The sequence below is a fragment of the Nocardioides abyssi genome (assembly GCF_030412915.1).
In the GTDB taxonomy this organism is placed as follows: Bacteria; Actinomycetota; Actinomycetes; order Propionibacteriales; family Nocardioidaceae; genus Nocardioides; species Nocardioides abyssi.
The window spans coordinates 105002-127946 of record NZ_JAUHJR010000002.1; the positions used below are offsets into that span (position 1 = coordinate 105002).

Annotated in this window: 20 protein-coding genes; 13 read left to right on the forward strand and 7 right to left on the reverse strand. The window is 75.0% G+C overall.

Annotated elements, in window-relative coordinates:
- Window positions 1–3 precede the first annotated feature (3 nt).
- A complete protein-coding gene (locus QWY29_RS05605) occupies window positions 4–1326 on the reverse strand; it encodes a formimidoylglutamate deiminase (RefSeq protein ID WP_300959710.1) in 1323 nt (440 codons plus the stop codon).
- Complete coding sequence (locus QWY29_RS05610) at window positions 1323–2513, reverse strand: allantoate amidohydrolase (protein WP_300959711.1); 1191 nt, start codon at window positions 2511–2513, stop codon at window positions 1323–1325. The genes QWY29_RS05605 and QWY29_RS05610 overlap by 4 nt, the downstream gene beginning before the upstream one ends.
- Before the next feature lie 22 nt (window positions 2514–2535).
- On the opposite strand from QWY29_RS05610, the gene QWY29_RS05615 reads away from it, so the two are divergent.
- The 8 genes from QWY29_RS05615 to QWY29_RS05650 all read left to right on the forward strand — a co-directional run bounded on the left by QWY29_RS05615 (window position 2536) and on the right by QWY29_RS05650 (window position 10425).
- Window positions 2536–3162, forward strand: coding sequence for a nitroreductase family protein (locus QWY29_RS05615; RefSeq protein ID WP_300959712.1), 627 nt, complete (start codon window positions 2536–2538; stop codon window positions 3160–3162).
- 103 nt (window positions 3163–3265) lie between these two features.
- On the forward strand, window positions 3266–4618 hold the full coding sequence (locus QWY29_RS05620) for a M20/M25/M40 family metallo-hydrolase (protein ID WP_300959713.1): 1353 nt from the start codon (window positions 3266–3268) through the stop codon (window positions 4616–4618).
- Window positions 4619–4628: 10 nt separating this feature from the next.
- Complete coding sequence (locus QWY29_RS05625) at window positions 4629–6113, forward strand: MFS transporter (RefSeq protein WP_300959714.1); 1485 nt, start codon at window positions 4629–4631, stop codon at window positions 6111–6113.
- Window positions 6114–6193: 80 nt separating this feature from the next.
- A complete protein-coding gene (locus tag QWY29_RS05630; protein ID WP_300959715.1) occupies window positions 6194–6502 on the forward strand; it encodes a hypothetical protein in 309 nt (102 codons plus the stop codon).
- Window positions 6503–6554: 52 nt separating this feature from the next.
- Window positions 6555–7136, forward strand: a complete 582-nt coding sequence (locus QWY29_RS05635) for a DnaJ family domain-containing protein (protein ID WP_300959716.1) — start codon at window positions 6555–6557, stop codon at window positions 7134–7136.
- A gap of 19 nt (window positions 7137–7155) precedes the next feature.
- Entirely contained in the window at window positions 7156–8391 is a 1236-nt protein-coding gene (locus QWY29_RS05640; RefSeq protein ID WP_300959717.1) for an MFS transporter, read from the forward strand.
- Window positions 8392–8449: 58 nt separating this feature from the next.
- A complete protein-coding gene (locus QWY29_RS05645; protein WP_300959718.1) occupies window positions 8450–9553 on the forward strand; it encodes an HpcH/HpaI aldolase/citrate lyase family protein in 1104 nt (367 codons plus the stop codon).
- 2 nt (window positions 9554–9555) lie between these two features.
- Complete coding sequence (locus tag QWY29_RS05650) at window positions 9556–10425, forward strand: HpcH/HpaI aldolase/citrate lyase family protein (protein ID WP_300959719.1); 870 nt, start codon at window positions 9556–9558, stop codon at window positions 10423–10425.
- A 112-nt stretch (window positions 10426–10537) separates the two neighbouring features.
- Here QWY29_RS05650 and QWY29_RS05655 read toward each other — a convergent pair whose 3' ends face one another.
- The 3 genes from QWY29_RS05655 to QWY29_RS05665 are packed head-to-tail and all read right to left on the reverse strand — an operon-like array spanning window position 10538 to window position 13862.
- Window positions 10538–10849 (reverse strand): peptide methionine sulfoxide reductase, encoded by a 312-nt coding sequence (locus QWY29_RS05655; RefSeq protein WP_300959720.1) that lies wholly within the window; start codon window positions 10847–10849, stop codon window positions 10538–10540.
- A complete protein-coding gene (gene malQ / locus QWY29_RS05660) occupies window positions 10839–12656 on the reverse strand; it encodes a 4-alpha-glucanotransferase (RefSeq protein ID WP_300959721.1) in 1818 nt (605 codons plus the stop codon). The genes QWY29_RS05655 and malQ overlap by 11 nt, the downstream gene beginning before the upstream one ends.
- A gap of 30 nt (window positions 12657–12686) precedes the next feature.
- On the reverse strand, window positions 12687–13862 hold the full coding sequence (locus tag QWY29_RS05665) for an acyl-CoA dehydrogenase family protein (RefSeq protein WP_300959722.1): 1176 nt from the start codon (window positions 13860–13862) through the stop codon (window positions 12687–12689).
- A 71-nt stretch (window positions 13863–13933) separates the two neighbouring features.
- Here QWY29_RS05665 and QWY29_RS05670 point away from each other — a divergent pair, with 71 nt between their 5' ends.
- From QWY29_RS05670 to QWY29_RS05680, 3 genes are all read left to right on the forward strand, one after another.
- Window positions 13934–14608, forward strand: coding sequence for a winged helix-turn-helix transcriptional regulator (locus tag QWY29_RS05670; protein ID WP_300959723.1), 675 nt, complete (start codon window positions 13934–13936; stop codon window positions 14606–14608).
- Between the two features lie 64 nt (window positions 14609–14672).
- On the forward strand, window positions 14673–15374 hold the full coding sequence (locus QWY29_RS05675; protein ID WP_300959724.1) for a helix-turn-helix transcriptional regulator: 702 nt from the start codon (window positions 14673–14675) through the stop codon (window positions 15372–15374).
- A 68-nt stretch (window positions 15375–15442) separates the two neighbouring features.
- Window positions 15443–16708 carry a vanadium-dependent haloperoxidase gene (locus QWY29_RS05680; protein ID WP_300959725.1) on the forward strand — a complete coding sequence of 422 codons (1266 nt, stop codon included), beginning with the start codon at window positions 15443–15445 and terminating at the stop codon, window positions 16706–16708.
- Between the two features lie 21 nt (window positions 16709–16729).
- Here QWY29_RS05680 and hutU read toward each other — a convergent pair whose 3' ends face one another.
- Both hutU and hutH read right to left on the reverse strand, forming a co-directional pair.
- Window positions 16730–18442: a urocanate hydratase gene (hutU, locus tag QWY29_RS05685; protein ID WP_300959726.1), complete on the reverse strand. Its 1713-nt coding sequence runs from the start codon at window positions 18440–18442 to the stop codon at window positions 16730–16732.
- Window positions 18439–19989 carry a histidine ammonia-lyase gene (gene hutH, locus QWY29_RS05690; RefSeq protein WP_439117409.1) on the reverse strand — a complete coding sequence of 517 codons (1551 nt, stop codon included), beginning with the start codon at window positions 19987–19989 and terminating at the stop codon, window positions 18439–18441. The genes hutU and hutH overlap by 4 nt, the downstream gene beginning before the upstream one ends.
- Before the next feature lie 290 nt (window positions 19990–20279).
- On the opposite strand from hutH, the gene QWY29_RS05695 reads away from it, so the two are divergent.
- Complete coding sequence (locus QWY29_RS05695; protein WP_300959728.1) at window positions 20280–21530, forward strand: choice-of-anchor P family protein; 1251 nt, start codon at window positions 20280–20282, stop codon at window positions 21528–21530.
- Between the two features lie 163 nt (window positions 21531–21693).
- Window positions 21694–22905, forward strand: coding sequence for an MFS transporter (locus QWY29_RS05700; protein WP_300959729.1), 1212 nt, complete (start codon window positions 21694–21696; stop codon window positions 22903–22905).
- The last annotated feature ends 40 nt before the right edge of the window (window positions 22906–22945 follow it).

Sequence of the window (22945 nt, forward strand, 5' to 3'; positions counted from 1 at the left end):
CGGTCACCGCCACACCTCCTCGATCGCGGCGGCGAGCTCGTTCCCGAGGGCCTGCGCCGCACCGTCCTCGTCCCGGTCCCACACGAACCGGCCGTCGACCATCGTCCGCACGACGTCGGCGGCGCTCGCCGCGAAGACGGCCGTGTGCTCGTCGGCACCGGTGCCCGCGGTGCGGACCGACGCGGTGTCGAGCACCACCAGGTCCGCCCGCTGCCCGACCGCGATCGCGCCGGCGTCGTCGACGCCCAGGCTGTCGTGCCGGGTGGCGGCGGCGAGCAGCTCGGCGGCGGTCCAGTGACCACGGGTGCGGGTCGCGAGCCGCTCGTCGAGCTCGAGCGCCCGCATCTCCTCGAACAGGTCGACGACCGCGTGGCTGTCCGACCCCAGGCTCAGCCGGGCGCCGGCCTCGAGCAGCCGCCGGCCGGGCCCGATGCCGTCGCCGAGGTCGCGCTCGGTGGTCGGGCAGAAGCAGGCGGTCGTGCCGCTGTCCCCCAGCAGCGCGACGTCCTCGTCGGTCAGGTGGGTGGCGTGCACGACGGTCGTGCCCGGCCCCAGCAGGCCGGCGTCGTGGAGCAGCCGCGTGGGGGTGACGCCGTACGCCGCCCGGCACTCGTCGTTCTCGGCCGGCTGCTCGGAGAGGTGCACGTGCAGCGGCGCCCGGCCCCGGAACGCGCCGAGCTCCCCGCGCGGCACCGCCCGCACCGAGTGGACCGCCGCGCCGACCCGGAGCCGGCCGGCGGCGACACAGCTGCGCCATTGTGCGGTCCTGTCGCTCCACCCGGCCGCGGACCCGTCGGAGTAGCGCCGCTGCACGGCGGTGGGCGGCGCACCGAACCCCGAGCTGAGGTAGCACGCGTCGAGCAGCACCAGCCGGATGCCGACCTCGCTGGCGGCGTCGGCGAGCGCGAGCCCGACGGCGTTCGGGTCGTCGTACGGCGTGCCGCCGGGCCGGTGGTGCAGGTAGTGGAACTCCCCGACGGTCGTGATGCCGGCGGCGACCATCTCGCGGAAGACCGCGCGGGCGAGCCGGTGGTAGGTCTCGGGCGTGAGCCGGCCGGCGACGGCGTACATCTGCTCGCGCCAGGTCCAGAACGTCCCGCTCCCCCGCTGCGTGCGACCGCGCAGCGCCCGGTGGAAGGCGTGGCTGTGGCAGTTGGCGAGCCCGGGCAGCGCGAGCCCGGGTACCCGCTCGGCGCCGGCGGCGCCAGCAGCATCAGCGACACCGGCCGCGACCGTGGTGAACCGCCCGCCCGCGACCTCGACGAGCACGTCGTCGCGGACCGCCCCGTCCACCCAGGCCCGCTCGAGCAGCAGCCGGTCGCTCACCGCAGCGCCTCCTCGAGCACGTCGGCCAGCGCCTCGACCCCGGCGAGGCAGTCGGCCACCTCGGCGTGCTCGGCCGGGGAGTGCGAGACGCCGGTGGGGTTGCGGACGAAGACCATCGCGCTGGGGATGCCGGCCGCCGACAGCACGCCGGCGTCGTGGCCGGCCTGGGTCGGCAGCACCGGCCACCGCCGCGGCCCGGCGACCCCCGCGACCACCGACGGCTCGAACGACACGGCCCCCGAGACGGACTCGGCCTTCACCGTGACCGCGGTCCCGTCCCGCTCCGCCCGGGCCACGGCGTGGTCGGTCACCGCCGCCACGAGCGCGTCCAACGCGTCGTCCGAGGAGCACCGCGCGTCGAGCCAGGCGGTGACCCGCGAGGGGATCGCGTTGGTGCCGTTGGGGGCGACCTCGACCCGGCCGAAGGTGGCCCGCGCGTGCGGAGCGGCCAGCCGTGCCTGCTTGTCGGCCGCCAGCGCCGTCACGGAGAACGTCAGCATCGGGTCGGCGCGGTCCTCCATCCGCGTGGTGCCGGCGTGGTCGGCGGTGCCGGTGAAGTCGAAGCGCCACCGCCCGTGCGGCCAGATCCCGCTCGCGACCCCGACCGCCGCGTCGAGGTCGACCAGCGCCCGGCCCTGCTCGACGTGGAGCTCGACGAAGCTCCCGACGCCCGCGAGCAGCGAGGAGGAACCGCCCTCGACCACGTCGCCCAGCCGTATGCCGTCGCGGTCGGTGAGCCCCTCGACGTCGGCCCAGGCGGCCGACCCGGTCGCGAGCCGCGACCCCAGGCAGGCCAGCCCGAACCGCGAGCCCTCCTCCTCGACGAAGACCCCGACGCCCAGCGGCCGGGCCGGCTCGACGCCGCGCTCGCGCAACCGGTCGACGGCCGCGAGCGCGGAGACCACGCCGAGCGGGCCGTCGTACGCCCCGCCCTCGACGACCGAGTCCAGGTGGGAGCCGGTCAGCACGCCCGGGCCGGTCCCCGCCTCCCACCACGCGACGGTGTTGCCGACCGCGTCGGTCTCGACCGCCAGCCCCCGCGCGGCCGCCTGCTCGCCGAACCACGCGCGCAGCTCCAGCTCGGCGCTCGTCCACGGCTGCCGCAGGTAGCCGCCGGTGCAAGCCGACCGGCCCACCGGCGCCAGGTCGGCCCACATCCGCTCGAGGTCGTCGACCCGCTCAGCCATCGCTCGGCCCATACTTCCGGGCATGGAGTTCCAGGACGTCGTCCGTCGCCGCCGCATGGTCCGCAGGTACGACGACCGGCCGGTCGACCCCGCGGTCGTCACCCGCCTGGTCGACAACGCCACGCGCGCCCCGAGCGCCGGCTTCAGCCAGGGCTGGGGCTTCCTCGTGCTGGAGGCCCCCGAGGACGTCCGTCGCTACTGGGAGTCGACCGCCGGCCCGGCGGCGATCGCCGACCCGGACGCGTGGCTGGCCGGGATGATGACCGCGCCGGTGATCGTGGTGCCGTGCAGCAGCAAGGCCGCCTACCTCGGCCGCTACGCCGAGCCGGACAAGGGCTGGACCGACCAGGAGGAGGCCCGCTGGCCGGTGCCGTTCTGGCACATGGACGCCGCGATGGCCAGCCTGCTGGTCCTGCAGACGGCCGTCGACGAGGGCCTCGGCGCCTGCTTCTTCGGCGTGCCCCCGGAGGCCTACCCGCGGCTGAAGGAGGCCTTCGACATCCCCCCGGAGTTCGACCCGGTCGGCGCGATCACCGTCGGCCACCGCGTGCCGGACACCGGCGCGCAGGGCTCGCCCAGCCGCCGGCCACGTAAGCCGGTCGACGAGGTCGTCCACCGGGGCCGGTGGGGGCGCGACCAGCAGCGATAGGGGCACGCGCCCCATCCCACCGGCCGCGCTCCGCCCGGGCAAGCGTCGACCCGGTGCGGCGATCTCGCATCCGAGACCGCTCGCGGGCGGTAGCGTCGCGCCGGTGACGCCAGGGGAGGGCGCCCGCGAGGGCACACGTGACCACAGCCGCGCCGTCGGGAAGCTGCAGGCACTCGTGCGGATCCCGACGGTCAGTCACCGCGACTGGTCGCTGGTCGACACCGACGCGTTCGACCGGCTGCTGGTCGAGCTGGAGCGCCAGTTCCCGCTGCTGCACGAGCGGCTCGAGCTCACCCGGATCCCGACCCACGCCCTGCTGCTGCGCTGGCCGGGCCGCAGCAGCGAGCGGCCGGTCGTGCTGATGGCCCACCTCGACGTCGTGCCGGTCGAGGGCACCTGGCAGCACCCGCCCTTCTCCGGCGACGTCGTCGACGGCAGCATCTGGGGCCGCGGCACGCTCGACGACAAGGGCTGCGTCGCCGCGATCTGCGAGGCGGTCGAGACCCTGCTCGAGGACGGCTTCGTCCCGGCGCAGGACGTCTGGCTCTCCTTCGGCTGCAACGAGGAGGTCTCCGGCGAGGCCGCCACGCTCGCCGTGGAGGAGCTGGCGCGCCGCGACGTGCGGCCGTGGTTCGTCCTCGACGAGGGCGGCGCGGTGGCGAGCGAGGCGTTCCCCGGCGTGGCCGCGCCGGTCGGGGTGGTCGGCGTGACCGAGAAGGGCGTCACCTCCCTCGAGCTGCGCGTCGAGGGCCGCGGCGGCCACGCCTCGACGCCGGCACGGATGGGGCCGACGGCCCGGATCGCCCGCGCGATCACCCGCATCGACCGCTCCCCGATGCCGGCGAGCACCCCCGAGCCGACCATCGAGCTCTTCCGCCGGATGGCCCCGCACGCCCCGCTTCCGCTGCGCGCCCTGATGGCCAACGCCGGTCGCCTCGGGCCGGTGCTGACCCGCGCGCTCGTCGCGGCCGGGCCCGAGCCGGCCGCGATGACCCGCACGACGTTCGCCGTGACCACGCTGTCGGGCAGCCCGGCGCTGAACGTCGTCGCCGCGACCGCGAAGGCCGGCGTCAACATCCGGATCATGGTCGGCGACACGGTCGCGGGCGTGCTGGAGCACGTGCGCAAGGTCGTCGCCGACGACCAGGTCCACATCGACGTCGTGGAGCAGAACGAGCCGAGCCCGGTCTCCCCGCGCGACGAGGCGTTCGGGCTCGTCGAGACCACGATCGCCGAGCTGTTCCCCGACGCCGTCCCGGCGCCGTACGTGATGATGGCCGCCACCGACTCGCGGTTCTTCACCCGCATCTGCGACCGGGTCTACCGGTTCGCGCCGTTCCGCATGACCAAGGCCCAGCGCGAGTCGATCCACTCCTACGACGAGCACCTGGGCGTCGACGCGTTCCTGGACGGCGTGCGGTGGTACCGCCGCCTGATCGAGAGGCTCCCCGCATGAGAGGCCAGCCATGACCGGCACCCGCGCCCCGCTCACCTCGGACCCGAAGGTCCGCGGCCTCGCCGCGATCGTCGGCTTCCTCGTCTGCGTCGAGCTCGCCAGCGGCATCCTGCAGGGTTACTACACGCCGATCTTCACCGACATCGCCGACCACCTGGGGATCCAGGACGCCGACGTCAACTGGTTCGAGGCGGCGCAGCTGATCGTCTCCGCGCTCGTCGTGCCGCCGCTGGCGCGCCTGGGCGACCTGGTCGGCCACAAGAAGGTGCTGCTGCTCTCCACCGCCGTCACCGCGATCGGCTCCTGGGTCCTGGCCCTCGCGCCGGGCTTCACGACGTTCCTCGTCGGGTGGGCGCTGCAGGGTGCGTACGTCGTGTGGCTGCCGCTCGAGGTCGCGATCATCCACCGCCGCACCGCCGGCACCGGCCGCCAGTCGCTGCTGACCCGCCGGGCCGCCGCCGTCCTGGTCGGCGCGCTCGAGCTCGCCGTCATCATCGGCGCGCTGACCTCCGGCGCGCTCGTCGAGTCGACCTCGATGACCGTGCTCCTCGCCCTCCCGGCCGTCGCGGTCACGCTGTGCCTGGTGCTCATCTGGTTCGGCGTCGAGGACGTCCCCGGCGAGTCGCCCGACGGCGTCGACTGGTCCCGCTTCGACTGGGGCGGGCTCGCGCTCGTCAGCGCCGCGCTCGGCTTGGTGATGGCCGGCCTGGTCGTCGTCCGGCTCGAGGGCCCCGGCAGCGTGCTGGCCTGGGCGCTGGTGCTCGCCGGCGTCGCGACCCTCGTGCCGTTCGTGCGCCACGAGGACGCGCGACCCGACCCGATCGTCGACGTGCGGCTCCTGCGCAGCGCCGGGCAGTGGCCGGTGCAGCTCACCGCGTTCCTCTTCGGCATGTCGGTGCTGGGCGCGCAGATCCCGCTGTCGACCTTCGCCCGCACCGACCCCGACGTCGCCGGCTACGGCCTCGGCGCCAGCGCGTCGTTCGTCTCCACCCTCATCGGCGTCTACGTGGTCTTCATGGCGATCGGCGCGTTCACGCTCCCGCTCACCTCGCGGCTGCTCGGGGCCCGCAACGCGCTGGTCTGCTCGGCGCTGCTCGTCGCCCTCGGCTACGCGCTGTGGCTGCCGCTGCACGACACCACCGCCCAGGCCCTGACCAACATGGCCGTCATCGGCCTCGGCTCCGGCGCCCTCGTCGCGGCCCTGCCGGCCACCGCCGCCGCGGCCGCCCCGTCGGAGCGCACCGGCTTCGCCACCGGCATGACCAACGCGACCAAGACCGTCGGCGGCGCGCTCGCCTCGTCGGTCTTCGCGATCGCGCTGGCCGCGACCGGCTCCCTCGAGGGGCCCGACGAGGGGCAGGCCCCGCTGAGCGGCTACCTCACCGTGTGGTCGATCTGCGCCGTCGCCGCGCTGCTCGCCGCGCTCGTGCTGCTGCGGATGCCCGCACGCGCCGCCACCGGCTCGCCGGTCGAGGAGCAGACGACCTGGGTCTGAGGGCGGCCGGGCGCGAGCACCCGGCCGACCTGAGCCCCGGGGCTCATGCGCCCGGCGGCGTACGTCGCCAGGCTGGAGGCATGACCACCGCGACCCGCGCCCTCGTCCTCCGCACCCTCACCACCGCCGACCTGCTGCTGTCGGTCGCCGGCCTGACCCTCGCCTGGGTGTGGGCCGCGGACGCGTGGGACTCGGAGAGCTCGACGGCGGGCATCGGCGTGCTCTTCGCGTTCCTGCTCGGCGTGCCGATGCTGGTCGCCCTGCTGCTCACCGGTCTCGCGCTGCTCCTGCGCCACAAGCCGGTCCCGGCGATGGCGCTGGCCGGCGTCGCGGCCGGCGTGCTCGGCGCCGTGGCGTTCGCGATGGTCTCGATGTTCCTCCCCTTCTGACCCGGCCGCGCTACCCCGCCGCTCCTAGACTCGGCGGCGGAGGAATCACCCGATGAGCGACCGTCCCGAGCAGCGTCCGGATCAGCGCCCCGAGAACGCCCGCCCCACCGAGCGCTCGCGCACCGAGGACGAGGCCGAGCGCCGCAAGCGCAGCGGCCACTCCGCCGCCCACGCCCGGATCGCCCACCAGGCCTCCTGGGTCGACCAGCAGGTCCGGGTGGCGATGGCCAAGGGCGAGTTCGACGACCTGCCCGGCGCCGGGAAGCCGATCAAGGACCTCGGCCGCGAGCACGACCCCGACTGGTGGATCAAGCGGCTGGTCGAGCGCGAGCAGATCACCGTCCTCCCGCCCAGCGTCGCGCTGCGCAAGGAGGACGCCGGCCTCGACGACCACCTCGACACGATCGCGTTCGAGGGCGACGTGCGCCGCGAGGTCGAGGACTTCAACGCGCGGGTCATCAAGGCCCGCTACTCCCTCTCCCCCGGCCCGCCGCTGGTGACCATGCCCCGCGACGTCGACGCCACCGTCACCGCGTGGCGCGAGCGCCGCGCCGCCCGCCTCGAGGCGCAGCGCGCGGCCCTCGCCGCCTCCCGCCCGGAGCCGCGCCGACGCTGGTGGCAGCGCCGCCGCTAGCGAGCACTAGCCTCCGCGGGTGCCCGCCGGAACCGCAGCCCTGCGCCACCGCGACTTCCGGCTGCTGGTGACCGGCACCGCGACCAGCGGGCTGGGCAACGCCGTCACGCCGGTGGCGCTCGCCTTCGCCGTGCTCGACCTCGGCGGCTCGGCGACCGACCTGGGGCTGGTGGTCGCGGCGTTCGCGCTGGCCGAGGTGGTGACCGCCCTGCTCGGCGGCGTGCTGGGCGACCGGGTCTCGCGCCGCCTGCTCATGGAGGGCTCGGCCGCCGCGTGCTCGCTCACCCAGGTGGTGCTCGCCGTCGCGCTGCTGCAGGGCTGGGCGACGATCCCGTTCATCGGCGTCGTCGGCGTGCTCAACGGCTGCCTCGCCGCGCTCAGCCAGCCCTCCTCCCAGGCGATGACCCGGCTGACCGTGCCGCCGGAGGACCTCGCCTCCGCCGTCGCCCTCCGCCCGCTCGTGCAGACCTCCGCGGCGATGGTCGGCTACACGCTCGGCGGCGTGCTCGTCACCGCGGTCGGCGCCGGCTGGGCGATCGGCCTCGACGCGCTCACCTTCGCGGTGGCCGCGCTCTGCTACGGCCGGCTCCGCGTCGAGGGCGGCCGCAGCGGCACCTCGGGCTCGATGCTCACCGACCTCGGCGACGGATGGCGCGAGGTCGTGCGCCACTCCTGGCTGTGGCTGCTCATCAGCCAGGCGCTGCTCTACCACCTCTTCTACGGCGGGGCGCAGAGCGTGCTCGGCCCGATCGTGGTCGGCGACGACTTCGGCCGGACCGCCTGGGGCGTCGCGCTCGGCACCCTGATGGCCGGCTTCGTCGTCGGCGGACTGGTCTGCCTGTGGTGGCGCCCTCGCCGCACGATGATGGTCGGCGTCCCGCTCCTGAGCCTGACCGCGGCGTTCCCGCTGGCGATGGCGCTCTCCGACCGGCTCGAGGTCGTGCTGCTCGGGGCGTTCCTCCACGGGTTCGGCCTGCAGGTCTTCGACGTCTTCTGGAACCTCGCCATCCAGGAGAACGTCCCGACCGACAAGCTCGCGCGGGTCTACTCCTTCGACCTCGTCGGCTCGTTCGTGGCGCGGCCGGTCGGCCTCGCGCTGACCGGCCCGGTCGCCGCCGTCGCGGGGTTCGACACCTGGCTGGTCGTGGTCGCGGTGATCATGGTCGCCTCCGCGCTCGGGTCGCTGCTCTCGCGCGACGTACGACGTCTCGAGCGCGGCGCGCCCGCGGCCGAGCCCGAGCCCGTCCCCGGCTGACCCACACTGTCGGGTGCGTCATACCGAGCGGTAACCGCCCGCTGCTAACTTCCGCCCCATGACCGCAGCGAGCCGCAGCCCCAAGGACTTCTTCCGGCCTCTCGCCCTCGGCGCGCCCGCGCCGCTGCGGGAGATCCCGGCCCGCCCGAGCCGGGCGATCCACTTCTTCGACCCGAGCAACCCCAAGATGGCCGCCAAGATCCCCGACATGGTCGGCACGGTCGACGTGCTGCTCGGCAACCTCGAGGACGCCGTCAAGGCCGACAACAAGGAGGCCGCCCGCAACGGCCTCGTCGAGATCGCGCAGGGCACCGACTTCGGGCCCACCCAGCTGTGGACCCGGATCAACGCCCTCGACAGCCCGTGGGTGCTCGACGACCTCACCACGCTCGTGCCGGCGATCGGCGACAAGCTCGACGTGATCATGGTGCCGAAGGTGCAGGGCGCCGAGGACATCCACTACGTCGACCGGCTGCTCGCCCAGCTCGAGGCCAAGGCCGGGCTCGACAAGCCGATCCTCGTCCACGCGATCCTCGAGACCGCCCGCGGCGTGGCCAACGTCGAGGAGATCTGCGGCGCCAGCCCGCGCATGCAGGGCCTCTCCCTCGGCCCGGCCGACCTGGCCGCGGACCGCCGGATGAAGACCACCCGCGTCGGTGGCGGCCACCCCGGCTACCTCGTCCGCGAGGACCCGCCGCGCGTCGGCGGCGTGGCCAACCTCGAGGCCAGCCGGGCGACGTACCAGCAGGACCTGTGGCACTACACGATCGCCCGCATGGTCGACGCGTGCGCCATGCACGGGATCTACGCCTACTACGGCCCGTTCGGCGACATCTCCGACACGACCGCGTGCGAGGACCAGTTCCGCAACGCGTTCCTCCTGGGCTGCGTCGGGACGTGGAGCCTGCACCCCAAGCAGATCGCGATCGCCAACAAGGTCTTCAGCCCCAGCGTCGAGGACGTCGCCCACGCCCGCCGCGTCGTCGCCGCCATGGGCGACGGCACCGGGGCGGTGATGCTCGACGGGAAGATGGAGGACGACGCCTCGCTCAAGCAGTGCCTGGTGATGGTCGAGCTCGCCGAGCAGCTGGCGGCGGTCGACCCGGAGCTGAAGAAGCAGTACGACGCCATCGGCGCCGACTCCGACGAGCAGGAGGCCTGAGCATGAGCGAGCCCACCTTCACCCCGCTGCGCAGCGTCCTCTACATGCCCAGCTCCAACGAGCGGGCGCTGGAGAAGGCCAAGTCGATCGCGTGCGACGCACTGATCCTCGACCTCGAGGACGCCGTCGCCCCCGATGCCAAGGACGCGGCGCGCGAGTCCGCCTGCGCCGCGGCCGCCAGCGGCGACTACGGCCGTCGTACCGTCACCATCCGTGCCAACGGCATCGGCACCCAGTGGCACGACGCCGACATCGCGGCCATCGCCCAGGCCGGCCCCGACGCGGTCGTCGTGCCCAAGGTCGGCTCCGCCGACGAGGTCCACCAGCTCGTCGCGGCCCTCGAGAGGGCCGGCGCCCCCGACCACACCACGCTCTGGGCGATGATCGAGACCCCGGTCGCGATCCTCGACGCCCTCGCCATCGCCCGCGCCAGCGAGCGGCTGACCGCGTTCGTCATCGGCACCAACGACCTGGTCAAGGAGCTGTACGCCGAGCACGTCCCCGGCCGCGCCCCGATCCTCCCGTCGCTGCACACCGCGCTGCTCGCCGCCCGGGCCGCCGGCATCGCCGTGCTCGACGGCGTCTACAACGACGTCAAGGACACCGACGGCTTCCTCGCCGAGTGCCGCCAGGGCCGCGAGATGGGCTTCGACGGCAAGACCCTCATCCACCCCGGCCAGGTCGAGGGCGCCAACGCCGCCTTCGCCCCCTCCGAGCAGGCCGTCGAGGACGCCCGCGGGCTGATCCAGGCCTGGGAGGACGGCGCCGGCTCCGGCGTCGTCACCTACAACGGCCGGATGGTGGAGAACCTCCACGTCGACTCCGCCCGCCGGACGCTCTCGATCCACGAGGCGATCCGGGCGCTGGGCTGAGGGGGTGCAGGCGTACCACCAATAGGTGGGATGCCTGACGTTCTGGGCCGATGCATCACCCCAGAACGTCCTGCGTACCACCAATAGGTGGTACGCCTGCATGCCACATCCGTCACACCCACCCCACGAGGAACTCCAGCACCACGTCGGCGGGCATCTCGCAGGGCCTGAGGGTGGGGCCGGTGGTGGTGAGGTAGAGGTTCGCGCTGACGACGTCGGTGCCGGCGAGGTCCTCGGCGTACACGCTCTGCTGGCGACCGCCGACCCGGACCACCCGGGTGACGCCCCAGCGGCGGCCGGCGTAGGTCACCTCCGACCAGCCCTCCGGCAGCCGCTCGAGCAGCGCGACCAGGTCGACACCCGAGCCAGCACCCGGGCCAGGAGCCGGGCCACGAGAAGGCCAAGAAGAAGGGTCAGCCGCCACGCAGCGCCTCCACCAGGCGCACGACGCCGGGGTGGCCGGGGTCGGCGGTCAGCTCGTCGAGGGGTACGCCGAGGGGCAGCCGCCAGTTGTCGCGCTCGGTGGTGCCCGGGACGTTCGGGCGGCGCTCCTCGGCGACGGCGTCCTCGAGGGCGGCGGACAGCAGCAGGGAGGGGGCGGTCCCGAGCTGGCGGTAGGCCTCGGCGACGGCGTCCTCGACGGGTGCGTCCTCGGCGAGCCCGTCGCGGCGCAGCCGGGCCAGCAGGTCCTCGCGGCCGGAGCGCACGTCGGACTCGGCCATGTCGGTCGAGGCGAGCTGGTCCTCGGCGTCCGAGCCGGTCCAGAGCCCCGCGACAGTGGGCAGGTCGTGGGTCGTGACGGCGGCCAGGGCGCCGGCCGGCCAGTCGGTGGCCGGCTCGTCCTCGAACCACAGCACCTTGTAGGACAGGATCCCGCGCTCGGCCAGCGCCTCGCGCACCCCGGGCTCGACGGTGCCGAGGTCCTCGCCGACGACGACCGCGCCGGCGCGGTGCGACTCGAGCGCGACGATGTCGAGCAGGTCGTCGGCCGGGTAGCGCACGTAGGCGCCCTCCTGCGGCCCGGCGCCGTCGGGGATCCACCACAGCCGGAAGAGCCCCATCACGTGGTCGATGCGCAGCCCACCGGCGCCGGCGATCGTGCCGCGGATCGACTCGACGAACGGCTCGTAGTCGGCCGCCCGCAGCCGCCACGGCACCAGCGGCGGCGAGCCCCAGTCCTGCCCGACGGAGTTGAGCATGTCCGGCGGCGCGCCGACGGCGACGCCGGGGGCCAGCACGTCGTCCCACGCCCACGCGTCCGCGCCGCTGCCGGAGACGCCGATCGGCAGGTCCTGCAGCACCGTGCTCGACCCGGTCGCGGCGCGCAGCTGCACGTCCAGCAGCCACTGCAGCCAGACGTGGAAGGAGATGTCGTCGCCGTGCTCGCGGACGTACGCCGCCACCCCGCCCGCGTCCTCGCGCCGGACCGCCTCGGGCCAGGCGAGCCGGTCGGGGCCGTGCTCCTCGGCCAGCGCGCACCAGGTGGCCCACCCCTCGACGGCCTGCCCGGCGGCCTCCCGCCACGCGACGAAGGCCGGGTCGGGGGTCGACCGGTCGAAGACCGCCCGCAGCACCGACCGCTTCAGCGCCCACGCACCGTCGCGCTCGACCAGCTCGGCCGACCGCAGGGTCGCGAGCTCCGCGTCGTGGCGCTCGAGGTCGGCCGGCTCGACGCCGGGGACGTCCTCGACGGCGAGGTAGACGGGGTTGCGGAAGCGGCGGGTGGCCGGCAGGTAGGGGCTGGTCTCCTGCGGCAGGTTCGGCGCGACCGCGTGCAGGGGGTTGACCAGCAGGAACCCGCCGCCGAGCCGCTCGGTCCACTCGCGGAGGGTCCGCAGGTCACGCAGGTCGCCGATGCCCCAGCTGCGGCGCGACCGCGCGGCGTACAGCTGCACCGTCCAGCCCCACGACTGCTCCTGGGGCACGTGGCACCGGCCCGGCGAGACGACCAGCCGGCGGCCGTCGGCGAGCCGGTGGTAGCCCAGCGGGAAGTCGTCCGGCACGACGTCGTCGAGCTCGCGGGTCGAGCCGTCCTCGCACGAGACCGTCGACCGCAGCCCCGTCGAGCGGCCGGGCCGGGTCACGACCGGCGCCCGGTCCTCGAGGTCGGCGGGCGGTTCGCCGATGACCTCCCGCAGCCGGGCGACGGTCGCGTCGCTGGCCCGCTGCGGGGCGTCGTCGGCGTCGATCCAGTCCTGCTGGATGCCCCATCGGTCGGTGCTCGCGCTCACGGGCGTCACGGTGCCCCGTGCCGGCCGGGCTCACCCGTCGGCGAGCGCCCGCCGGCCGAGCAGGTCGAGGGTGGCCTCCGGGGTCAGCGGGTGGAACGGGCCGCCGCGGGCGTCGCGGTAGGCCCGCTCGAGCGGGGACCGCTTGAAGAACGCAGCCCCGCCCGCGACCTCCATCGCCTGGTCCACGACCGCGCGGGCGGCGAGGACCGCGTCGCGCTTCGCCGTCATGAGGGTCGCGAGCGTCGCCGCGTCGGCGGGCAGGTCGTCCCCGGTCTCCGCCAGCGCACCGAGCAGCGCCCAGTGCGCCACCTGCAGCCGCGCCCGCATCTCGCCGACCGCGCGGACCGCCCCGGCGGCCGGGTCGGGGCGCGTGCGGAGCAGCCGGGCGGCCTCGTCGCAGGCGCCCCGGCCGACGCCGAGGTACGCCGCGCCGGCGAGCGGCGCGAAGTGGATCGCGGCCACGAGCAACGGGCCGGCGAGCACGCCGTACGGCCGGGTCCCCAGCACCTTCGCGGCCGGCAGGAAGACGCCGTCGAGCACGAGGTCGTGGCTGGCGGTGCCCCGCATGCCGAGGGTGTCCCAGGTCTCCACGATCGACACGCCCTCGGCCGAGAGGGGTACGCCGGCGTGGATGACCTCCGCCCCCGGGCCGGGCTCGCCGACCACCGCGCTGGTGGAGATGACACCGGCGACCGGCGCCTGGCTGCAGAACGTCTTGCGCCCGTCGAGCCGGTAGCCGCCCTCGACCGGCGTGGCGACCGTCGTGGGGCTCACCCAGTCCGAGCCGCCGCTGGTCGCCATGACCAGCCCGCCGGCCACGGCCCGCAGCACGTCGTCGGCGCCTGCCGCCCCGCGGAACCGGCGCCAGCGCTGCACGAAGGTCAGGTAGTGGTGCATGGTCGAGGCCAGCGCCGCGGCGCCCGACCAGCGGCCGAGCTCCTCCTGCCCCAGCGCCACCTGGCGGATGGTCGCGCCGCCGCCGCCGAGGTCGGCCGGCACGGCCAGGCGCAGGTAGCCGTTGGCGTGCGCGGCGTCGTACGCCTCGGTCACGAACGTCGCGTCGCGGTCGTGGCGGGCGTCGTGGTCGGCGGCGGCGGCGCCGACCTCGGCGGCCAGGGCGACCACCTGCTCGTCGGTGACGGGCGAGGTGCTGGTCGCCTCGGGGGGCGTGGTCGGGGTGGTCGGGGTGGCAAGTGTCTGGGTCATTCCTCGACCGTCCTCCGGTCCGAGGGGCCCGACCAGTTCACAAAGTGAACCGGGAGGCGCACGATGGGGTGATGACCCGGTACGGGCAGTACTGCCCGATCACCCGCTCGCTCGAGATCCTCGGCGACCGGTGGACGCTGCTCATCGTCCGGGACCTGCTGCTGGGGGCCACGCACTTCAACGAGCTCTCCCGCGGCCTGCCCGGGATGTCGCGGGCGATCCTGTCCAAGCGGCTCGACCTGCTCGAGCGGCACGGGCTGGTCACCCGCTCGCCCGAGGGCTACGTCCCCACCCCGGCGTGCCGCGACCTGCACCCGGTCATCTTCGGCCTGGCCGAGTGGGGCGCCCGGTGGGCCTTCGGCGAGCCCCGCACCGACGAGCTCGACCCGACCGTGCTGATGTGGTGGATCCGCAGCGGCATCGACCCGGCGCCGTTCGGTGGCCGGCGGGTGGTGCTGCACGTGCGGCTGAGCGAGGGACGCCGCCGACGGTTCTGGTTCGTCATCTCGCCCGAGGACGTCTCGCTGTGCTTCACCGACCCCGGGCACGACGTCGACATCTGGCTGGACTCGTCGTTGTCGACGCTCTACCAGGTCTGGGAGGGGCGCTTCGAGCTGCGCTCGGCGGTCCGCGAGGGCCTGGTCGCCCTGACCGGCCGGCGGGACGTGCTGCTCGTCCTGCCCGAGGCGCTGCTCTTCTCGCCGGTCGCGCCCATGGTGCGCCGGACCCGCACGTCCCCTGTTTGAGCCATGCGGCGACCCCGTCGACGGGACTAGCGTCGACAGGTCCTGCGGTGAGGAGGCGCGAGCGGTGCCCGACCTCCTGCTGCACGCCCCCGAGCAGGCGGCGCTGACCGCCCTCGCCGCCAGCGAGCCGGTCCCCGGCGTCGCGCTCCCCGACCGCCGCGTGCTCGCCCTCGTCGCCCGCCTGGTCCCGTGCGACGAGGTCGCCGCGGCCCTGTGCACCGGCGGGGGCGTCGTCCTGGAGGCCGTGGACCTGCCGCCCGGGACGTTCGGCGACGTGCGGGACCTGCGCGGCGCCGTCACCTCGACGGACCGCTCGTGCCGGATCAGCCGCGGCCAGGGCCGCGAGGGCCGCGGCCGGGTCGACTCCCTGCGCCTGGCGGTGCCGAACGCGCCCGACCGGGTCACGGTGCTGTGGCTCGCGCGCTGCACCCGCGCGTTCCGCGACCACGACGTCGCGATGCTGGCCCTGGTCAGCCCCGTGCTCCAGCGGCTGGTCCGCGAGCGCCCGGTCCGCGGCGTGCCGGACTGCCTGACCGCGCAGGAGCGCCGGGTGCTGATGCACGTCGCCGCCGGGCGGACCAACGACGAGATCGCCCGGCGGCTCTCGGTCTCGACCAGCACGGTGCGCAAGCACCTCGAGCACGTCTACCGCAAGCTCGCGGTCCCCAACCGGCAGGCCGCGGTCGCCGCGGTGCAGCTGCGCGACGGGCCCGACCTGGACCTGCGCGAGCGGCTCGTGCGCGCCGGCGGCGGACCTTCGCGCTGACGCGAATAGCGGTCGCCGGGTGCCGGCGGGACGGTGGAGCGGTCCGATCCCGACCCCGGAGGCCCGCCATGCGCACCCGACCCCGTCCCCGCACCGCGCTGCTGCTCGCGGCCGCCGCCCTCCTCCTCCCGGCCGCGGCGACGCCACTGGCCGGCGCCGCCCCGACGGCCGGTCCGGCCGCGCCCGCGTCCACGGCGACCGCGTCCGCCGCCGGGCCCGGGACGGTCGTCCTCGACTGGGAGCGGGTCGCGATGCGGACCGTCTACACCGAGGCCGCGACACCGATCCCGGTCGGCATCCCCTACCTCGGGTTCACCTCGGTCGCGATGCACCGGGCCGCCCGCTGGGCCGACCACCGCGACGCCTCGGGCCCCGCGGCCGTGGCGGTGGCCGCGCACGGCGTGCTGGCGGCGTACTTCCCGGCCAGCCGCGCCGCCCTGGACGCCGCTCTGGCCACCAGCTTGGCGTCCGTCCCACCGGGGTCGGACCGCACGGGCGGGATGCACGTCGGCGCCGACGCCGCGCGCCGGATGGTGAGCGAGCGCGCGGACGACGGCCGCGGCGACGCAACGGTCGTGTACGACGTGCCCGCCGGCCCGGGCGTGTGGCAGCCGGCCCCCGGCACCACCATGCTCGCCCCCTGGCTCGGCTCGGTGGACCCGCTGCTCTCGGACCGACCGATCCGGGTCGACGGCCCCGACGGCCTCCGCAGCTGGGCCTACGCGATGGACTACCTCGAGGTGATGCGGACCGGCGGCGCGACCGGCGCCGACCGTACCGCCCGGCAGACCGAGACGGTCGGGTTCTTCACCGCCAACGCCGCGACGATGGTCGGCGAAGCGCTCGTCGAGCACCTGGCCGCGGAGCCGATGTCCCTGCGCCGGACGACCGGCCTCTTCGCTGCCATGCACGGCGCGATGACCGACGCGATCATCACCTGCTGGCGGCTCAAGCGCGACGTCGGCTTCTGGCGCCCGGTCGAGGCGATCCGGGGCGCCGCGAGCGACGGCAACCCGGCGACCGTCCCCGACCCGGCCTGGACCCCGCTGCTGCCGACCCCGCCCTACAGCGACTACGTCAGCGGCCACGGCTGCGTGACCTCGCCCGCGACGGAGGTCATCCGGCGCGTCCTCGGCGAGGAGACGTCGCTGACGCTGCGCACCCCGACGCTGAGCAGGACCTACCCGACGCTCAGCGCGATCGAGCACGACGCCTTCAACGCCCGCATCTGGGGTGGCCTGCACTTCCGCGACGCCATGGAGGACGCCTACTCCATCGGGCACCAGGCCGCGCGGAACGCCCTGCACGCGCTCGGCGCGCACCACCGCCGCTGACCCCGGGCCGGTCCCGGGTGGTCAGCCCTCCCGGGACCGGAACGGCACCGGCACCCGCACGCCGCGCTCGCGCGCGACCTCGTCGGCCCTGTCGTAGCCGGCGTCGACGTGCCGGACGACCCCCATGCCCGGGTCGTTGGTGAGCACCCGCTCGATCTTCTCCGCGGCGAGCGGCGTGCCGTCGGCGACGCACACCTGGCCGGCGTGGATCGAGCGGCCGATGCCGACCCCGCCGCCGTGGTGGATCGAGACCCACGTCGCCCCCGACGCGGTGTTGACCAGCGCGTTGAGCAGCGCCCAGTCCGCGATGGCGTCCGAGCCGTCGAGCATCGCCTCGGTCTCGCGGTAGGGCGAGGCGACCGACCCGCAGTCGAGGTGGTCGCGGCCGATGACGACCGGCGCCTTGAGCTCGCCGCTGGCGACCATCTCGTTGAAGCGCAGCCCGGCACGGTGCCGCTCGCCGTACCCCAGCCAGCAGATGCGCGCCGGCAGCCCCTGGAAGTGCACCCGCTCCTGGGCCAGGGTGATCCAGCGCCGCAGCTTCTCGTCGTCGGGGAAGAGCTCGAGCACGGCGCGGTCGGTGGCCGCGATGTCGGCGGGGTCGCCGGACAGCGCGGCCCAGCGGAAGGGGCCCTTGCCCTCGCAGAAGAGCGGCCGGATGTACGCCGGCACGAAGCCGGGGAAGTCGAACGCGCGGTCGTAGCCGCCCTTGCGCGCCTCGTCGCGGATGGAGTTGCCGTAGTCGAAGACCTCCGCGCCGCGGTCCTGCAGCGCGACCATCGCCCGCACGTGGGCGGCCATCGAGGCGCGCGCCCGCTCGGTGAAGCCCGCGGGGTCGGCGGACCGCTCGCGCTCCCAGTCCTCGAAGGCGGTGCCGACCGGGAGGTACATCAGCGGGTCGTGGGCGGAGGTCTGGTCGGTCACCACGTCGACCGGGGCGTCGAGGTCGACCAGGCGCGGCAGCAGCTCGGCGGCGTTGCCGAGCACGCCGATCGAGAGCGGCCGGCGCTCGTCCCGGGCGGCGACGGCGAGCTCCAGGGCGTGCTCGAGGGAGTCGGCGCGGACGTCGAGGTAGCGGTGCTCGATGCGGCGCTCGATGCGGGCGGGGTCGCACTCGATGCAGATCGCGACGCCCTCGTTCATCGTGACCGCGAGCGGCTGGGCACCGCCCATGCCGCCGAGGCCGGCGGTGACGGTGATCGTCCCGGCGAGCGAGCCGCCCCGGCCGGTGACGGCGCCGGTCGCGAGCTTCTCGGCGACCGCGGCGAAGGTCTCGAAGGTGCCCTGGAGGATGCCCTGGGTGCCGATGTAGATCCACGAGCCCGCGGTCATCTGGCCGTACATCGTCAGCCCGAGGTCCTCCAGCCGCCGGAACTCCTCCCAGCTCGCCCAGTCCCCGACCAGGTTGGAGTTGGCGATGAGCACCCGCGGCGCCCAGGTGTGGGTGCGCATGACGCCGACCGGCTTGCCCGACTGCACCAGGAGCGTCTCGTCGTCGGCCAGGTCGGCCAGCGAGGAGCACAACGCGTCGTACGCCGCCCACGACCGCGCCGCCTTGCCGGTGCCGCCGTAGACCACGAGGTCCGCAGGGTTCTCGGCCACGTCGGGGTCGAGGTTGTTCATCAGCATCCGCAGCGGCGCCTCGGTCTGCCACGACCGGGCGGTCAGGTCGGTGCCCCGCGCGGCGCGGATGTCGGCACGGATCCCCGTGCGGTTGTCGGTGCGGTCGCTCATGCCAGCTCTCCGATCACGTCCTGGACGGCGGCGACGACGGCGCCGGAGCGCACGAGGCCGACGGCCGTCTCGATCTCCGGCGCCAGGTGGCGGTCCGGTCCAGGTCCCTCGATCTCCGCGTCGCGGAGCAGCCGCACGACCGCCGCGGTGGCGGGCGAGGGGGTCAGCGGCGCGCGCAGGTCCAGCGCCCGGGCGCCGGTCAGCACCTCGACGGCGACCACCCGGGTCAGCCCGTCGACGGCGCGGCGCAGCTTGCGGGCGGCCGACCAGCCCATCGAGACGTGGTCCTCCTGCATCGCCGAGCTCGGGATCGAGTCGACCGACGCCGGCACCGCGAGCCGCTTGAGCTCGGAGACGATCGCTGCCTGGGTGTACTGCGCGATCATGTGGCCGCTGTCGACCCCGGGGTCGTGGGCCAGGAACGGCGGCAGCCCGTGGCTGCGGGAGGCGTCGAGGAACCGGTCGGTGCGCCGCTCGCTGATCGAGGCGACGTCGGCCGCGGCGATCGCGAGGAAGTCCAGCACGTAGCCGACCGGTGCCCCGTGGAAGTTGCCGTTGCTCTCGGTGCGGTCCTCGAGCACGACCGGGTTGTCCACGGTCGCGGCCAGCTCGCGGGAGGCGACGAGCGCCGCATGGTCGAGGGTGTCGCGGGCCGCGCCGTGCACCTGCGGGGCGCAGCGCAGTGAGTAGGCGTCCTGCACGCGGTTGCAGTCGTCGCCGCGGTGCGAGGCGACGACGCCGGAGCCGGCCAGCAGCGCGACCAGGTTGCGCGCCGACGCGGCCTGGCCCGGGTGCGGGCGCAGCGCCTGCAGCTCGGCGGCGAAGACGCGGTCGGTGCCGAGCAGCGCCTCGACCGACATCGCGGCGGCCACGTCGACCGTGCGCAGCAGCAGCCGCAGGTCCTCGACGGCCAGCACGAGCATCCCGAGCATCCCGTCGGTGCCGTTGATGAGGGCCAGCCCCTCCTTGGCGGCCAGCTCGACCGGCGCCAGCCCGGCGGCGGCCAGCGCCTCGGCGGCCGGCCGCAGCCGGTCCTCGGCGTCGCGGACCTGGCCCTCCCCCATCAGCGCGAGCGCGCAGTGGGACAGCGGCGCGAGGTCGCCCGAGCAGCCGAGCGAGCCGTGCTCGTGGACGACCGGCGTGATGCCGTGGGTCAGCAGGTCGGCCAGCAGCTGCGCGGTCGCGGGGCGCACGCCGGTGCGCCCCGACGTCAGCGTGGAGAGGCGCAGCAGCATCAGCGCGCGGGTCACCTCCCGCTCGACCTCCGGGCCGGACCCGGCCGCGTGCGAGCGGACGAGCGAGCGCTGCAGCCGGGCGCGCTGGTCGGCGGGGATGTGGCGGGTCGCCAGCGCGCCGAACCCGGTGGACACGCCGTACGCCGGCACCGGGCCGGCCGCGAGCGACTCGACCACGTCGCGGGAGCGCTGCATCGCCTCGACCGCCTCGGCGGTGATCCGCACCGGGGCGCCGTCGCGGGCGACGCGGACGACGTCGGCGGGCCCGAGCGGCCCGACGCCGACACCAACGGGGGTGGGCGGAGCGGTCAGCGGTCTGGACATGTCGCCATCGTCGGCCCGGTCCGTGACGCGGGCCACGTCCCACCACCCACCTCCGTCTGGGATCCGAGACTTCGGGCGTCACGCACGCACCGGCGACCGGACGTTCGGCAAAGGAATCAGCCCCCGGCCGCGCCGCAACCGTCCGCGGTGGTCCACACCAGCGGCCGCCGCTCGCCTCGAGGTGTTTCACCAGGCATGATCAGGGGGAGGGAGCACAGGCCAGCAGCACGCTGTGGGGCGCACGGGGGGTGCGGTCCACCAAGTCAGGAGTTCCACTCATGCGTCGGATCCTTCCCGTCGGAGCCGCGACCGCGCTCGTGGTCGCCTCGGCGATCCTCTCCGTCCCCACGACCACCCAGGCAGCGGTGGCCGACCGCGCCCCGGCAGCCAAGGTGAAGACCGAGTTCGCCATGAAGGCGACCGGCTACGGCACCCGCATCCAGGGCGGTGCGGTGCCCGTCCAGTCGGGCACGACGGCGTACCAGACCATCGGCTGCACCAACAAGGCCGGCCTCTCGCGCAAGAACGACGTCGCCGCCGTGACCCTCCCGGGGCTCGGCCAGGTCGACGGCGTCCGTACCCGCGTCAACACCTACACGAACAAGAAGAAGGGCCGCACGAGCGTCGTCTCGCAGCACGACGTGGCCCGGGTCAAGCTCGGCCCGCTCGTCCTCCGCGGCGTCAGCTCGAAGGCGACCGTGTGGCACGACAAGGACGGCTTCCACAAGAAGGTGGAGACCTCGCTGCTCGGCCTCCGGGCCGACGGGCAGACCTTCCCGGTCCCCACGCCGAACATCCCGATCACCATCCCGGGCCTGGCGACCGTCTACCTCGGTGACCAGAACGGCTACGCCAACAAGGACGGCGCGTACGCCGCCGGCAACGCCATCAAGGTCGTGCTCCACCCCTCCGACACCGTCGTCCGCATCGCCCACTCCGCGGCGAAGATGAACCGCGGCGTGAAGTCCGGCCGGTTCCGCGGCCAGGCGCACGGCACCCAGATCGACGCGCTCGACGAGAACATCAAGTCGGGCCCGCTCCCGCTGTCCTACATGCCGTGCCAGGGCACCGGCGGCAAGGTCCGCGAGAAGTCGGTCGCCGGTGTCGACCTCGCCGGCCAGATCGTCGTCGGCGCGGTCCGCAACCGCCAGATGGGCAAGCAGAACGCCAACAAGGCCACCGGCTGGACCGAGTCGACCGTCGCCGGCATCAAGCTCGGCCCGCTCGAGATCAACGCGATCAAGGCCCGCGCCAACGTCACCCGCTTCCGTGACGGCCGGATCAAGCGCAACGCCAACGGCACGACGATCGGCGAGATCGTCGTCAACGGCGAGGCGCAGGCGATCCCGCCGATCGGCCAGGCGCTGGAGATTCCCGGCCTGCTGCGCCTCGAGGCCGGCATCGTCGAGAAGACCAGGCTCGGCGTCAAGGTGACCGCCCTGCGGCTCACGCTGCTCGACGGCACCGGTGCCACGGTGAACCTCGGCAACGCCCGCATGGAGATCCGCCCCGCGGGCGGCAAGAAGTAGCCCGCACCTCGCGACACCGCACGACGGGGTCGTGTGCCCGAGGACGCCGCACCACGCGTCCGGAGGCACACGACCCCGTCGTCGTCCCGCTGGCTGATTTGTCACAGGCCACGATCCGGGACCGCGGCCGCCCACCGGGCCCGCCGGGCGTTGACTGGGCGGCGTGGTGGCAGGACGGACGGCAGGCGGCGCAGCGGACGAGCTGACGGTCGGTACGGCGCGGCGCTGGGCGATGCTCGCTGCGAGCACGCTCGCGCAGGGCGCGGCGGCCGTGATGATCCACGGGCCGGCGTTCCTCATCCCCGCGCTGCACGACCGCGAGGGGCTCAGCCTGGCCCAGGCGGGCGTGGTCGCGGCCGCGCCGACCGTCGGCGTGATGCTCACGCTCGTGCTGTGGGGGCTGGTGGTCGACCGCCGCGGCGAGCGGTTCGTGCTGCTCGTCGGCCTCGGCGCCACCGCTGTGGTGGGCGCGGCCGCGACCTTCGTCGGCAGCACGATGCTGCTCGCGCTGACCCTCCTGCTGGCCGGCGCGGCCGCCGCGAGCACCGGCTCGGCGAGCGGGCGCGTGGTGGTCGGGTGGTTCCCGCCCGAGCGCCGCGGGCTGGCGATGGGCGTGCGGCAGATGGCCCAGCCCGCCGGCGTCGGGATCGCGGCGGTGTCGATCGCGGTCGTCGCCGAGCGGCACGGGATCGCCGCCGCCCTGTGGGTGCCCACGGCCGCCGCCGCGCTGGCCGCCCTCCTCGTCGCCGCCGTGGTCGTCGACCCGCCGCGGCCCGCGCCCGGCACCGACCGGACCCCGAACCCCTACCGCGCCGACTCCTACCTCGCCCGCATCCACGGCGTCTCGGTGCTGCTCGTCGTCCCCCAGTTCCTCGTGTGGACCTTCGCCTTCGCCTGGCTGGTCCAGGACCGCGACTGGCCCGCAGCCGCGGCCGGCGGCCTCGTCGCCGGTGCCCAGGTCGCGGGCGCGCTCGGCCGGATCGCCGCCGGGTGGCTCTCCGACGTCGTCGGCGCACGCCTCCGGCCGCTGCGCTGGGTCGCCGTCGGCGCGGGCGTGTCGATGGGCGTGCTGGGCGTCGCCGCCGGCCTGGACTCCGCCGTCGCCGTGCCCCTCGTCGTCCTCGCCACGGTCGTCACCGTCGCCGACAACGGCCTCGCCTTCACCGCCGTCGCCGAGCGTTCCGGGCCCTCGTGGAGCGGGCGGGCCCTCGGCACGCAGAACACCGCGCAGTACCTCGCCGCCTCCGCCGTCCCGCCCGTCGCCGGCGCCATGGTCGCCACCTGGGGGTACGCCGCCGCGTTCGGCCTCGCCGCGCTCTTCCCGCTCCTCGCCGCACCGCTCGTGCCGGTCCGTGACGAGCGCGAGCTGACCTGATCCCTGCCGGCCTGCCCGACACACCGGTTGCACCGGACCG